This window comes from Streptococcus sp. HMSC066E07 (genome assembly GCF_001814695.1).
GTDB lineage: Bacteria > Bacillota > Bacilli > Lactobacillales > Streptococcaceae > Streptococcus > Streptococcus hominis.
In genome coordinates this window covers 82,936-97,929 of sequence record NZ_KV817464.1, presented here as the reverse complement: position 1 = coordinate 97,929, position 14,994 = coordinate 82,936, and the positions used below count along the sequence as shown (strand labels likewise).

11 protein-coding genes are annotated in these 14,994 nt (G+C 38.4%); 2 read left to right on the top strand and 9 right to left on the bottom strand.

Annotated features, from left to right (window positions below):
• Window positions 1-127 precede the first annotated feature (127 nt).
• A complete protein-coding gene (locus HMPREF2984_RS08155) occupies window positions 128-2,305 on the top strand; it encodes an LTA synthase family protein (RefSeq protein WP_070671067.1) in 2,178 nt (725 codons plus the stop codon).
• Window positions 2,306-2,363: 58 nt separating this feature from the next.
• Here HMPREF2984_RS08155 and HMPREF2984_RS08150 read toward each other — a convergent pair whose 3' ends face one another.
• The 4 genes from HMPREF2984_RS08150 to rpiA all read right to left on the bottom strand — a co-directional run bounded on the left by HMPREF2984_RS08150 (window position 2,364) and on the right by rpiA (window position 5,693).
• On the bottom strand, window positions 2,364-3,119 hold the full coding sequence (locus HMPREF2984_RS08150) for a hypothetical protein (RefSeq protein ID WP_049534335.1): 756 nt from the start codon (window positions 3,117-3,119) through the stop codon (window positions 2,364-2,366).
• Window positions 3,119-3,829, bottom strand: a complete 711-nt coding sequence (gene deoD / locus HMPREF2984_RS08145; RefSeq protein ID WP_049534371.1) for a purine-nucleoside phosphorylase — start codon at window positions 3,827-3,829, stop codon at window positions 3,119-3,121. The genes HMPREF2984_RS08150 and deoD overlap by 1 nt, the downstream gene beginning before the upstream one ends.
• A gap of 182 nt (window positions 3,830-4,011) precedes the next feature.
• Window positions 4,012-4,821: a purine-nucleoside phosphorylase gene (locus tag HMPREF2984_RS08140; protein ID WP_022525026.1), complete on the bottom strand. Its 810-nt coding sequence runs from the start codon at window positions 4,819-4,821 to the stop codon at window positions 4,012-4,014.
• 182 nt (window positions 4,822-5,003) lie between these two features.
• A complete protein-coding gene (gene rpiA, locus HMPREF2984_RS08135; RefSeq protein ID WP_059220878.1) occupies window positions 5,004-5,693 on the bottom strand; it encodes a ribose-5-phosphate isomerase RpiA in 690 nt (229 codons plus the stop codon).
• 355 nt (window positions 5,694-6,048) lie between these two features.
• Here rpiA and mnmE point away from each other — a divergent pair, with 355 nt between their 5' ends.
• Window positions 6,049-7,422: a tRNA uridine-5-carboxymethylaminomethyl(34) synthesis GTPase MnmE gene (gene mnmE, locus HMPREF2984_RS08130; protein WP_070671065.1), complete on the top strand. Its 1,374-nt coding sequence runs from the start codon at window positions 6,049-6,051 to the stop codon at window positions 7,420-7,422.
• Between the two features lie 199 nt (window positions 7,423-7,621).
• Here mnmE and HMPREF2984_RS08125 read toward each other — a convergent pair whose 3' ends face one another.
• The 5 genes from HMPREF2984_RS08125 to HMPREF2984_RS08105 all read right to left on the bottom strand — a co-directional run bounded on the left by HMPREF2984_RS08125 (window position 7,622) and on the right by HMPREF2984_RS08105 (window position 14,890).
• A complete protein-coding gene (locus HMPREF2984_RS08125; RefSeq protein ID WP_070671063.1) occupies window positions 7,622-11,068 on the bottom strand; it encodes a GBS Bsp-like repeat-containing protein in 3,447 nt (1,148 codons plus the stop codon).
• A 65-nt stretch (window positions 11,069-11,133) separates the two neighbouring features.
• Window positions 11,134-11,892, bottom strand: coding sequence for a triose-phosphate isomerase (tpiA, locus tag HMPREF2984_RS08120; protein ID WP_059220882.1), 759 nt, complete (start codon window positions 11,890-11,892; stop codon window positions 11,134-11,136).
• 156 nt (window positions 11,893-12,048) lie between these two features.
• A complete protein-coding gene (gene tuf, locus HMPREF2984_RS08115; RefSeq protein WP_003023932.1) occupies window positions 12,049-13,245 on the bottom strand; it encodes an elongation factor Tu in 1,197 nt (398 codons plus the stop codon).
• A 123-nt stretch (window positions 13,246-13,368) separates the two neighbouring features.
• Window positions 13,369-14,433 carry an anti sigma factor C-terminal domain-containing protein gene (locus HMPREF2984_RS08110; RefSeq protein ID WP_070671061.1) on the bottom strand — a complete coding sequence of 355 codons (1,065 nt, stop codon included), beginning with the start codon at window positions 14,431-14,433 and terminating at the stop codon, window positions 13,369-13,371.
• Complete coding sequence (locus HMPREF2984_RS08105; protein ID WP_070671059.1) at window positions 14,420-14,890, bottom strand: RNA polymerase sigma factor; 471 nt, start codon at window positions 14,888-14,890, stop codon at window positions 14,420-14,422. Before HMPREF2984_RS08105 ends, HMPREF2984_RS08110 begins: the two co-directional genes overlap by 14 nt.
• Between the last annotated feature and the right edge of the window lie 104 nt (window positions 14,891-14,994).

The window sequence follows — 14,994 nt, the reverse complement described above, 5'->3', positions numbered from 1 at the left end:
AAAAATTCTTTCTCTGTTTTTTATCTAGCAAAAGAAAATGCAACATTTTAAATTACCAACTTAAATCAAAAATATGTTATACTTAGTAGTGAAAATTTTAGGAAATAAGACAAGGAAGTATATATTTGTGAAAACTATGACTAGGAAGATACTCAACTTCATGAGTACAAGACTAGGTTTTGTCTTGACCTTACTGACCCTTTATTGGCTGAAAACCATGTGGGCTTATTCTGTTGACTTTAATCTTGATATTCAGGGTGCCTATCAAGTCTTTCTCGCGATTCTCAATCCCCTTCCATTGGGATTGCTGTTGATTGGACTGGCACTTTATATTAAGCACACCAAAGTTTTCTATATTCTAGCAGTTGCGCTTTACATTTTATTATTTGTCTGGCTCATTTCAAACTCTATCTATTATCGCGAGTTTAGTGATTTTGTTACTGTCAATACTATGCTCGCTTCAAGTAGTGTCTCTGCTGGTCTGGGAGAGGCTGCGCTTGAACTATTCCGACCTGGAGATTTTATTTACATCATTGATTTTCCAATCTTAGGTTTTCTTTTTTATAAAAAATGGATCCGTTTAGACGATCGGCCATTCAACAAGCGAGCTAGCTTTGCAATTACTGCTCTGTCCAGTATGCTTTTTTCAGCCAATCTCTTTTTAGCAGAAGTTGACCGTCCAGAGTTATTGACGCGCGGCTTCTCTAATTATTATGTTGTCCGCGCTTTAGGCTTGCCAGCTTTTCTTGGCTATAGTGCTAATCAGACATATAGCGCCAACAAAGAACGCTCCAAAGCAAGTGCTGAAGATTTGAAACCAGTTGAAGAATACGTCAAGTCACACTATGCCGAGCCAAATAAAGAGTATTACGGAATTGCTAAAGGTAGAAATGTCATCTATCTTCATTTAGAAAGTTTCCAACAATTCCTGATTGATTATAAATTAAAGTCTGATGGCAAAGAATACGAAGTAACACCTTTCCTCAACTCACTATATCATTCCAACTCAACTTTTGCTTTTTCTAATATCTTTAATCAAGTAAAAGCCGGAAAAACATCTGATGCAGAAACCATGCTAGAAACTGGTTTATTTGGTCTCAATCAGGGGTCCTTTATGGTAAACTATGGTGGAACAAACACGCAGCAAGCTGCTCCGTATATTCTCTCAAAAAATGGATATAATTCTAGTGCCGTTTTCCACGGAAATGCTGGTAGTTTCTGGAATCGAAACACCACCTACAAACAATGGGGATATAACTATTTCTTCGATTCTTCTTACTTCTCTAAGCAAGACAAAACAAATTCATTCCAATATGGCTTGAATGATAAGATTATGTTCAAAGATTCTATTAAATATCTTGAACATTTGCAACAACCATTTTATGCAAAATATATCACCGTTTCTAATCACTATCCCTATACAACTAGCTTGATTGGAGACGAGACTGGTTTCCCACTTGCTTCGACTAAGGATGAAACAATCAATGGTTATTTTGCAACGGCCAATTATCTAGATTCTGCCGTTAAATCATTCTTTGACTACTTAAAAGCGTCTGGTCTTTATGAGAATTCAATCATCGTTCTTTATGGTGATCACTACGGTATCTCTAATTCACGGAATCCTTCGCTGGCACCACTACTAGGCAAAAACTCTGAAACTTGGTCTAGCTACGATAATGCCATGCTCCAAAGAGTTCCTTATATGGTTGTTATTCCTGGTATGACAAAAGGAAAAGTCATTAATACCTATGGCGGGCAAGTTGACCTTTTACCTACTCTGGAACATTTGCTCGGTATTGACTCTAAACAATACTTACAAGTTGGTCAAGATTTGCTCTCTCCAAAACATCAACAAACCGTTGCCTTCCGTTCATCAAACTATTTCGTAACTCCTAAGTATACTAGCTATAGTGGACGTACTTACTACACAGAAACAGGAGAAGAAATTACCAATCCAGATGAAACAACTAAGGCAGAATTGGAAAAAATCCGCAACACAACTAATGAGCAGTTGAAAATGAGTGACCTGATTCAAACCGGAGACTTGCTTCGCTTCTATACTGGAAATGATTTAGGGAAAGTGAATCCTAAGGACTATTCTTATACCAACTCACTTAAATCATTATTATCTATTGAAAAGAAAAAAGGTGATGAATCTACAAGTCTTTATAGCAAACGAAGTGGTAATTCAACTGTTGATCTGTTTAATTCCCCAAGCTATCGTGCTCTTCACCCTGAACAATTTGAATCAACAAGTAGCGGTTCTTCCTCATCAACAGAAGAATCCAGCTCTTCTTCTAAATAACCAAAAATCCCATACAAGTAAAATGAACTGTATGGGATTTTATAATGAAAGAAAGCACTCAATCTATCAATGTTTTGATGACTCGATTGACTTGATCAAAGAAAAATTGCTCCTCGTCATAAGTAATGCCTGTTGCTTTTGCCAACAAAATCAATATTTCCATAAAAAATTGAGAAGAAAAACCTGTAGTGGAATGCAATTCTTCTTCGTCAAAATGTTTAATTAAATGCGCTAATGGGTTCCGAACGGATTTCTCCAACTTTCGTAGTTCTTTGACCATGATTTTAACTTGCTCTGGTAAATCCAACAGTAAAATCAAGCTAGCCAGACTAGAAGAATGAACTGGACTTTCAGCATGGAAAGTACTCAAAATAGGATGAGCTGTATTTTTCATCTTTTCAAAATTCCAACGATCGTAACTCGCTTCTCTGGAATTATGAATGTAGGATTCAATATCAGGAATTTCCAGCTTGATTAAACGCATAAAAATCCGATAAATCGCCGGACTAACGGCACGAATAAAGTCAATCACTTGTTCGTTTTTAAGCTTTGCTTCTAAGTCATATAGATAATTCGCTAATTGCTCATCTTCCTCAGACTCATGACAAAAAAGTTGAAAATCATTTCTAATTTTCAACTGATATTCCATAGCAGGGCGAATATTTAACTCTCTCCGCTCTGCCATGATATACAAAAGTTCAACTAGCTTTGATTCTGCATCGTTCAGTCTTTGAGCCAATTTATAGGCATGAGCATAATCATAGCGAGAAATAGCATACACTATTTCTTCTTTTATATCTAAATTTCCAAGCATCACTCTGAAATAATCGTTTCTAAGCCGACTTTCATCATATCTGTGAAAGTCGTTTGACGTTCTTCTGCTGTTGTATCTTCGTCAAGATTAACCAAGCTATCTGAAATAGTCATAATGCCAAGTGCTTCGACATTATATTGAGCCGCTAGATAGTAAAGAGCTGCCGCTTCCATTTCCACAGCCAGAACTCCCATTTTACCAAGTTCAATATTTTTTTCACCATAGTTTGAGTAGAAAACATCTGATGATAAGACACTTCCAACGTGCGTAGTCATACCAAAATCCTTGGCAAGGTGATAAGCCTTATCTAAAAGACGAAAACTTGCAATTTGTGGAAAGTCATATTGAGGCCAATCATTACGAATGATATTTGAATTTGTCGCTGCTGCTTGCGCTAATACCAATTCACGTACATGAACGTCTTTATTCAACGAACCAGCCGTTCCTACACGAATTAAACGTTTCACGCCGTAGTTAACAATCAACTCATGTGCATAGATAGAAATAGACGGAATTCCCATTCCAGTTCCCATAACACTAACACGATGCCCCTTATAAGTTCCTGTATAGCCAAACATGTTGCGAACTTCATTGAAGCATATAGCGTCCTCTAAGAAGTTTTCAGCAATAAATTTGGCACGGAGTGGGTCTCCAGGTAGTAAAATTTTATCGGCAATTTCGCCTTGTTTTGCTGCAATATGGATTGACATAAGTAAGATACCAAGCCCGTCAAAAACCAAACTGAAAAGTACAAGCGCTAAAAAACTTTTCTTAGGAGCTTATTCATCTCAGAAAGGATTGCGTGTGGGTTTTATTCCTTTCGTTTTTAGTTGAGTTCAGAAAGAGATGTGATTGTACGCTCAATCTTCGACTCTTTTTACATTTATGTTTTTTATAGTTCTGCAAGGATTGCTTTTACAAGTCCTTTAAAGTTTTCCTTGATACGTTCTGTCACTTCTACGACTTCTTCGTGGTTTAGCTCGCTTTGAAAACCAGCTGCAAAGTTTGTAATAGCTGAAATTCCCAATACCTTCAAGCCTGAGTGAGCTGCCACAATTGCTTCCGGAACAGTTGACATACCAACAGCACTTGCGCCTAATGTTTGGAAAGCACGGATTTCTGCTGGTGTTTCATACGTTGGTCCCGTCACACCCAGATAAACTCCTTCTTTCAATTCAATGCCTAATTTTTCTGCTACGGTGTGGGCTTTTTCACGGTAAGCTTTTGTATAAGCATCAGACATATCTGGGAAGCGTGGACCAAATTCATCCAAATTCGCTCCAATCAAAGGATTTTGCCCCGTCAGATTGATATGGTCTGAAATAGCCATTAACGTCCCTGGACCATATCCAATCCCTCCAGCGGCATTGGTAACAATGACACCTTCACAGCCTAGCGCTTTCATTACACGGACTGGGAAAGTCACTACTTCCATTGGATTTCCTTCGTAAAAATGAAAACGTCCTTGCAAAGCCAGTACTTTCCGACCTGCTAAGTCGCCATAAACCAATTTTCCAGCATGCCCAACCACCGTTGAGCGACCCCAATTTGGAATGCCTGCATAGTCAATGCTGACAGCATTTTCAATCTCACCAGCTAATTCTCCCAAACCAGAACCGAGAATCAAACCAAATTCTGGTGCAGTAATTCCTTTATCTTTTAAAAACTGTGCTGTTTCGTTAATTTTATCCATTAAATTCATATCTTTATCCTTTTATATCTTTTTTAATTTTCACTCGAAAAATGCTGAATGACACAATTACATCCCACTCTCAAGAGCATATTCTAATCTTTCTTGTTCTTTTTGAACAGCATTTAGTGCAATACTAATTCGGACCGAATCCATGACAATGACATAAATATAATAACATGTGACATAAAATTCTATTCTCCTTTTGATTTGGTTGATTTTAAAATTTGCACGCCGTTTCTTCCAGCAACAATGACCATATCCACCATTTGATTAAAGAGTCCATGTTCTACCACACCGACTACATGATCTAGCTTTTGCCCAAATTCGACTGGATTTTCAATCACGCCTAAGTCAAGATCGATAATGAAATTCTGCATATCCGTGACATAGCGCTTCCCATTTTTTTCACGAAATGACGGTTTATAGCCTGCATGTTCAAAACGACGGAAAAGCTGTTCTGCTCCGTATTGTACGACTTCTACCGGTAATTTGAAAGCACCTAGTTTACCAACCATTTTACTTTCATCAACTACCCAAATGTAGGTTTTGGTTGGAGTTGCGACAACTTTTTCCATAAGCAGAGCGCCGCCACCGCCTTTGATACCGTTGAAGTCAGTATCCACCTCATCAGCTCCGTCAACGGTCACGTCTACTTCATCTACTTCATCAATTGATTTCAAAGGAATATCTAAACGCCGAGCTTGTTCACTCGTCGTGCTTGAAGTTGTAACTGCTGTTATTTTCAGTCCTTCTTCCTTGATACGCCGTCCAACTTCTTCCACAAAATAATAGGCAGTCGAACCCGTTCCTAAACCAACTACCATACCGTCTTTCACATATTCTGCAGCTTTGATTCCTGCCATTTTTTTGAGGTTTTCCATTTTTGCTCCTTTATTCAATCTGCTTCTAGTATACCATGATTTGCCAACTTTAGCACCCCAAAAATGAAACCACTTTCTTTTTAAATGATCCCTTTTTTACAAACATTCTAAAATCCGAATATTCTATTTTTCTTGATTATAAGACACCAAAAATTCCAAATTTTCTCCGTTATAATTTGATATATCAAACGAATAAGCGAATGATGATTGAACCTTTCTTAAAATTTATTTTATTGTATTAAAGAGAGATGATGAACTTATCTGAACAAAAATAGCATGTAAAAACCTTGCGACTAACCTTGTTTTGCGTTACAATGAATATAGATTGCATAAACACATTATAAGGATTAAATTGATGATAACCAAAGAATTTGATACGATTGCTGCCATTTCCACTCCTCTTGGTGAAGGGGCTATCGGCATTGTTAGACTGAGCGGGACGAATAGCTTTGCCATTGCTCAAAAAATCTTCAAAGGAAAAGATTTAAGTACGGTTGCCAGTCACACACTAAATTATGGGCATATTATTGACCCAGAAAAAAACGAAATTTTAGATGAAGTTATGATTGGAGCTATGCGTTCTCCGAAAACCTTCACACGTGAAGACGTGATTGAGATTAACACCCACGGAGGGATTGCTGTGACCAACGAAATCCTCCAATTAGCTATTCGCGAAGGTGCCAGAATGGCAGAACCTGGTGAATTTACCAAGCGCGCCTTTCTCAATGGACGTGTGGATTTGACGCAAGCAGAGGCTATCATGGACATTATTCGGGCAAAAACGGACAAAGCCATGAATATCGCCGTCAAGCAACTGGACGGTTCTCTGTCCGACCTCATCAACAACACACGTCAGGAAATTCTTAACACACTAGCTCAAGTCGAGGTCAATATTGACTATCCAGAATATGATGACGTTGAGGAAATGACTACCAAACTGTTGCGTGAAAAAACTGCTGAATTTGAAAAACTGCTGACTCAACTTTTAAAAACAGCTCGCCGCGGTAAGATTCTACGCGAAGGAATTTCGACTGCTATTATTGGTCGCCCTAATGTCGGAAAATCTAGTCTCCTTAACAACTTGCTCCGTGAAGATAAGGCTATTGTAACGGACATTGCTGGAACCACTCGCGATGTCATTGAAGAATATGTCAACATCAACGGAGTGCCACTCAAGTTGATTGATACTGCGGGTATTCGTGATACAGATGATATTGTCGAACAAATCGGAGTAGAACGTTCTAAAAAAGCGCTCCAAGACGCTGACCTTGTGCTTCTTGTGCTAAATGCAAGCGAGCCATTGACAGAACAAGACCGCAAACTGTTAGAAATCAGTCAAGACACCAATCGTATCTTGCTGCTCAATAAAACTGACTTAGAAGAAAAGATTGAAGTTGACCAGCTTCCCGATGACTTTATCAAGATTTCTATTCTTCAAAATCAAAACATTGATAAAATCGAAGAACGAATCAACCAACTTTTCTTTGAAAATGCAGGTATTGTAGAACAAGATGCTACTTATCTCTCTAACGCTCGCCATATTTCTCTGATTGAAAAAGCTGTCGAAAGTCTCCACGCTGTCAATGAGGGACTGGATTTAGGAATGCCTGTTGACTTAGTGCAAGTGGATCTCACCCGAACATGGGAAATCCTTGGTGAAATAACAGGTGATGCCGCTCCTGATGAACTCATTAGCCAACTTTTCAGTCAATTTTGCTTAGGAAAATAAATAGACAAATTCGAACAAAAACAAGTAAGCTCTATGATTTCTATAGGAATAACCTTAGAAATCATAGAGCTTCTTACTTTTCATCAAAAAGAGAATAAGACAGAACTAAAAATTTTAAATGTTTAGTTCGTAGTTTCAACCTTTCATTACTAAACCGATAAAATGGCAGAAACTTCGTTCTCACAGAGCAGACACAACATTACGATCTAATTGTCATGAACGGAGATCCTTCTGTATTATCAGTTGGATCCAAACTCCGTACTCTAAATAAATAATCTACTGAATAATAGCCATTATTATTAGCATTATACGGATCCATTACATAAGTCATTCCGTTGTTATAGCCTTTCATGACCAGTTCATGTGTAACAGGATAATTTGCAAATACACTAGTGCCTACTGCACCAAGCACATGGTGTCCCATAGCAAGCGCTTCTCGCACAGCTGCGGTTGAACCCAAAACATCCGTTTTCAACCCCCAATGTCGAGCTGCTAATACAATACCATGGCTCGTTGTACCATAGCTTCTCTTATTAAATTCATTTGTAGAATGATAGAGATAATCTGCCACAGTCGTTGGTAAAACAGTCTGTCCTGTAATACCAGAAATTGCCATAGCGACTGTCGTTGGAACGCAGCCTGTTGCAGCAAACGTATAGCCACCATAAGTTCGTCTTGCCCAACGACTATCACGTTGAGAATAATATGGTGTCGGATAAGACGTTTTAGAAACTTGTACTGTGGTGCCCGCCACTCCAACGAGTTTACCATTGTTTTGAATGTAATACAAATGAATATTGTATTCTCCGGTTGAGTTCTTATGGTCACTCACTTTCACAGTTATCTTATAGGTACCGTCTGATCGTTTCGCAGCAGTGTACCAAATGATGTCATCTTGACCATTCACACTAGACCAAGTTGGCAATTTCACTTCACGAACACCATAAGGACTGGAAACATTAGACACTACCACGTCAAATGTTCCTGTTTTAGGATTATTATTTTGAATCGTGATTTTTCCAGTTGGTTTAAGGTTTTCCGCAGAAATTGTCACATTGGTTGATGTACCGCCTACTCCAATTAATGTTCCATTGTTTTGAACATAGTACAAATGAATATAGTACAAACCGGTTGAATTCTTATGATCACTTGCTTTAATGAATGCCTTATAAGTTCCATTGGTCTGTCTAGTGGCAGTGTACCAGATAATATCGTCCTGACCATTGACATTAGACCAGGTCGGTAATTTCACTTCACGAACACCATCTGGATTAGAAACGTTGGAAACAATTACTTCAAAAGTCCCTTTATTGGCATCTTTATTTTGAATTGTTAATGTACCTTTTGGACGTGCAATTGAAACTTCTGTCGTTGTGCCACCAATCCCAACGATTTTACCATTTCCTTGGATGTAGTAAAGATGAATATGGTACAAACCTGTGCTTCTTTTATGGTCACTCGCTTTGACAGTTGTTTTGTAAGTTCCATTGGCCTGTCTAGTGGCAGTGTACCAGATAATATCGTCCTGACCATTGACATTAGACCAGGTCGGTAATTTCACTTCACGAACGCCGTAAGGGCTAGAAACACCTGAAACAATCACATCAAAGGTTCCTGTGTTAGGATTATTATTCGCAATTGTAATATTGCCTTTTGCTCTTGCTAAAGATACAATTACTTGCGTTCCTGCTACTCCAACGATTTTGCCATTGTCTTGGATATAATACAGATGAACATTATATAGACCTGTTGAATATTTGTGATCACTTACCTTGACAGTTGTCTTATACGTTCCATCAGCTTGTTTTTTAGCGGTATACCAGATAATATCATCTTGACCATCTACATTAGACCAGGTCGGTAATTTCACTTCACGAACACCATCTGGACTGGAAACGCCTGAGACAATCACATCAAAAGTTCCTGCGTCTGGATTGTTATTTGTGATAGTCAAAGTACCTTTAGGATGCGCAATTGAAACTGTTGTCGTTGTCCCTGTTACTCCTACCAACTGATTATTTTCTTGGATATAATATACATGAATATTATACTCTCCAGTTGATTTTTTATGATCAGTCGCTTTAACTGTTACTTTGTAAGTTCCATTGGCTTGTTTCTTAGCAGTATACCAGATAATATCATCTTGACCACCGATGCTGGACCAAGTTGGAACTTTCACTTCACGAACGCCATAAGGACTGGAAACATTGGAAATAAGGACATCAAAAGTTCCTGTGTCTGGATTATTATTAGCAATGGTCACTTTTCCTTGAGGTCGTCCAAATGAAAGCTCGGTAGTTGTTCCACCTACGCCAACCAACTTCCCATTATTTTGGATGTAATAAAGGTGAATGTGATAGAGTCCTGTAGAAAATTTGTGATCTACTGCCCTTACTGTTACTTTATAAGTTCCATCAGCCTGTTTAGCAGCTGTATACCAAATAATGTCATCTTGACCATTGACATTAGACCAGGTCGGTACTTTCACTTCACGAACGCCGTAAGGAGCAGAAACGTCCGACACAATCACATCAAAGGTTCCCGTGTTAGGATTCTTGTTTTGAACCGTGATTTTTCCCTTTATTGGCTGATTTACAGCACGATTGCTTGGAGTTGCCTTATTCGTAAATCGTCCAGTATAATCCACGCTTTGGTCAAAAACATGACGACCAAGTAGTAGTTCAGCTTGCGAAGTAAACTGCCAAGCACCTGCTTCACTATTATATTTCAGTGTTTTCGCATCATCTGCACTTAATTTTGAAGTTGGATATTGTGCTACCCAGAAATTCTCCAAGCCAAATTGCTCTGTTTGGATTGGTCCTTTCGTTCTGAGATTATTTCGATCAAGCCAACTTGCACTTGTATAGTACATCAAATTTGAAAAACCCATACGCCGCATTTCATCTGCCCAAGCTTGAGTAGTTGCATTGATATTCGGACGCATATCAGAATCTTCAATATCATTTACCATAACAGTTGAGGAAGGAAGGTTCAATCGCCTTGCTTCCTCTGCAAAATAGCGCGCTTCTGCTCTTGCTTCTGCTTCATTAGTATAATGAGAAAAAGCATAAGCCGACACTTGCATACCTGCCGCTTGTGCATTCTGTGTTTGAGAAGCCGCATAAGGATTTTTATAACTCGTTCCTTCTGTTAATTTGACAACAACCCCATTTACCCCTTTTTCAGCTAAATGTTGATAATCCTCTTTGCTGATATGTCCATTATGACTGCTGACATCCACAAAAGTTGATTTTTTCACTTGTGCATCAGGATTACTTCTAGCTGTTGCTTGATTATTCTGTGCAGCAAAAAAAGTTGACTTGTTGTCTTTTTTAGTCTCAGTTGTAGTTGTCGAATTTTCTTTTACAACATTTTGTTCTTCTGAAACTTTAGCTTCAGTTGAAGCGGTTGATGAAGCAGTTGCTTCATTTTTAGATGAAGAAGATGAAGTTGTTTGATTTATTGGAGCAGTTTGAGTTACTTCTTTTGTTTGGAGTTCAACTGAAGAATGAGCTTCTTGTTTATTGACTTCTACTGTCGGCTGTGGCGTAGAAGTTTTTACAGGTTCATCAGCAAAAACCTGATGTGAACTAGCTGCAATTAAAATAGCTGTGCTTGCTAAATAAAATAAACTTTTCTTTTTCATTTTATTTCTCCATTTTAAAATAAGCCTGCCATAAAATATGGCAAGCTAACTATTTCTTTTAAGAATTATTTTACAAAGTCCAACAATGCAAGGAAGCTTTCTGCTTCAAGTGATGCTCCACCAACAAGGGCACCGTCAACATCCGGACATGCCATGTATTCAGCTACATTGTTCGGTTTTACTGAGCCGCCGTATTGTACACGTACTTTGTCAGCCACTTCTTGACCAAAGTCAGCTGCTACAACATCACGAACTGCTTTACACATTTTTTGAGCATCGTCTTGAGTAGCTGATTTACCAGTACCGATAGCCCAGATTGGTTCGTAAGCAATGACAAGAGAAGACACTTGTTCTGCTGTCAATCCTGTAAGGGCTGCAGATACTTGAGCACCTACAAATTCCACTGCTTTACCAGCTTCGTAAGTTTCAAGAGATTCACCACAGCAGATGATTGGAAGAAGACCGTTGCGGAAGATAGCATGAGCTTTCTTGTTGATATCTTCGTCTGTTTCATGGAAATAGTCACGACGTTCAGAGTGACCAATTACAACATAATCAAGACCCATTTCAGAAAGAACTTTGGGACTATTTTCACCAGTAAATGCACCAGCATCTTCAAAATAAGTATTTTGTGCAGCAACTTTAAGATTTGAACCTTTTGCTGCAGCAAGAACTGTCGTCAAATCAAGTGCAGGAGCTGCGATACCTGCTTCAACAAGATCAGATGAAGGAAGTTTACTTGCAACTGCTTCTACAAAAGCTTTAGCTTCTTCTGGATTTTTGTTCATTTTCCAGTTACCAGCAATAAATGGTTTACGTGACATTTCACATACCTCTTCTTTTTTTATTTACATCTATTATTTTACCATAATTTAATAGAGAAATAAAGACTGAGTCGAATGAAATCATAAAAAAGAAAGCCCCGCAACAGCGGAGCTCATTTGTCTGACTTTAATTGTTCATCTGGGAACTTAATTGAATTAAGCTTCGATTTCTGTAACCATACCTGAACCTACAGTACGTCCACCTTCACGGATAGAGAATGTAGTTCCTTGTTCTACGGCAATTGGGTGGATCAATTCAACGTCGATTGTTACGTTATCACCAGGCATTACCATTTCAGTACCTGCAGGAAGTTCGATTGAACCTGTAACGTCTGTAGTACGGAAGTAGAATTGAGGACGGTAGTTGTTGAAGAATGGAGTATGACGTCCACCTTCTTCTTTAGTAAGGATGTAAACTTCACCTTTGAATTTAGTGTGTGGATGAATTGAACCTGGTTTAGCAAGAACTTGTCCACGTTCGATTTCGTCACGTTGGATACCACGAAGAAGAACCCCTACGTTATCTCCAGCAAGACCTTCGTCCAATTGTTTACGGAACATTTCAACACCAGTAACAACTGCTTTTTGGATTTCGTCACGGATACCAACGATTTCAACTTCGTCGTTGACTTTAACAGTACCACGGTCGATACGTCCTGAAGCAACAGTACCACGTCCAGTAATTGAGAATACATCTTCGACTGGAAGAAGCAATGGTTTGTCAGTGTCACGTTCTGGTTCTGGAATGTATTCATCAACAGTATCCATCAATTCCATGATGATGTCTTCATATTTTTCATCACCTTCAAGAGCTTTAAGAGCTGAACCTTGGATAACTGGGATTTCATCACCTGGGAAATCGTATTCTGAAAGAAGGTCACGGATTTCCATTTCAACCAATTCAAGCAATTCTTCATCGTCAACCAAGTCAACTTTGTTCATGAAGACGATAAGGTATTTAACACCTACTTGGCGTGAAAGAAGGATGTGTTCACGAGTTTGAGGCATTGGTCCGTCAGTTGAAGCTACTACAAGGATAGCTCCGTCCATTTGAGCAGCACCAGTGATCATGTTTTTAACGTAGTCCGCGTGCCCTGGAGCGTCGATGTGAGCATAGTGACGTTTAGCAGTTTCGTATTCAACGTGTGCAGTGTTGATAGTGATTCCGCGTTCGCGTTCTTCTGGAGCAGCATCAATAGATGAATAATCTTTTGGTTGGTTAACTGAACTTGGAAGACGACGTGCAAGTACAGTCGTGATAGCTGCAGTTAGGGTAGTTTTACCATGGTCAACGTGTCCGATTGTACCGATGTTAACGTGTGGTTTACTACGATCGTATTTTTCTTTTGCCATTTGAGTAAAAGCCTCCAATAAAATATATTTTATAGATAGACAGTAGGCAATACAGTCTAACTTTCCTTACTATTTTATCAAATTTTCTTCAAATTGCAAGCATTTTACGCCTTTTTTATCAATTTATTCTTTGTCCAACTTGTAGTATGGTTGATTTGGTGTAGAAGCCCCAATACTTGATGCGTAAATCCACTCCTTACCTTCCAACTGAGCAAAATTTTCAGCTTTTCCTGTCAAGATGACGCCTGAGAACTCTAATTTTTCTAGGTCTTCTTTCTTAGACAAGTCTAGCTTACCAAATTTTTTCAAGTAGGTTTTAATGTCATCTGACGGAGTTACATTATTGTAGCTGCTTTTTCCAAATCCACTTTTAATATATTTCTTCAGATTAGCCAAGAATCCATCTACATCCTTCATTTTGGAAAGTCTATCACTCAGTTTCTCTCCTTCTTTGAGGTTTTTAATAGCTTCTTCTGCTTCCTTTTTGTGAAGATATTCTTTTTGCGTTAGATAATCTGGACTCGTACCATATAGATTGCTTGGTTGCCACCAGCTTGGATCGCTTGTTGAATTTGTACCAATCCAATACCAATTGGTCTTGAGGTTCTTAGGTATCATTGCCCGAATTTCTTTTAAACTATAGGGTTTATCAAAGGTCAGAGCCACTTCTACCAGTTGATTTTTCATTTCTTTGATATAAGGAAGTTCTTGGGTTGGTTCATGGACAGATTCTCCTTTCTCCTCTTTAGCTTTTTTATTATAGAATTGTGGCACTTTTTGGTTATTTTCTATTTGAATAGTTGCCCCAGATTCTGTATATCTGCCAGAATTTGCATGAAAAAGGATTCCTCGATTGATATTAAAAATTCCAAAATCTGCCTTATATTCACCATAGTCGAGTGGAATTCCATAAATATCTTTAGCTTGTCTACCTTTAATACCACCGTGGAACATATCCCCACCATTAGCAGACCATGTATACGTTTCAATATTAGGAAAGGCGACGCTTTCAACTAATTGTACCTCATTGACCACCTTCCAAGCTTGGTCGCTGATGAGTTTTCCTGTAATCATACGAGCAGCAATATATATTCCAAAAAATACTACCACTACTGTTGTTGACCAGAGGATAATCCGCTTGATATTTCTCTTTTTGTTTTTCTTCGCAACGATTTCAAATGTTTCCATGATGATATCCTTTCTTTTCCAAAACCTGTCGAAGTTTCTTTCGACTGCGCATGAGCTGAACCTTGACTTTGCTCTTAGAATAATGGAGCACTTCTGCTATTTCACCTGTTGAAAATCCTTGAAAATAATAAAGATCCAACATGATTTTATCCTGTGTTGGCAACTTTTCTACCTCCTCCATGAGAAAGTCATAATCTGCTCCTTCAACAATCAATTGATTTTCCTTTGTAAAAAAATCTCGTCGCAGGATTTCCATATAATGCTTATCACGCCGGTATTTGTCAATATAACGGCGAATAGACACACGATACATCCAAGCTCGCATTTTTTGAGCAGGGATGACAAAATCAGACTCTAGCATTTTGATAAAAACATCCTGAACAACATCTTCTGCTTGCTCTTTTGGAACGCCTGAGCCTTGCAGATAATAGACGATTTCTTTCGCAAAGGTAATCAAGACTTTTTCATAATCATCTAGTTTGATATTCTCATCCCCCTTCCTTCACTAGTATAACGAATTGAAAGCGTTTTTGGTTACAAAGATATAAAAAAATCGGACTA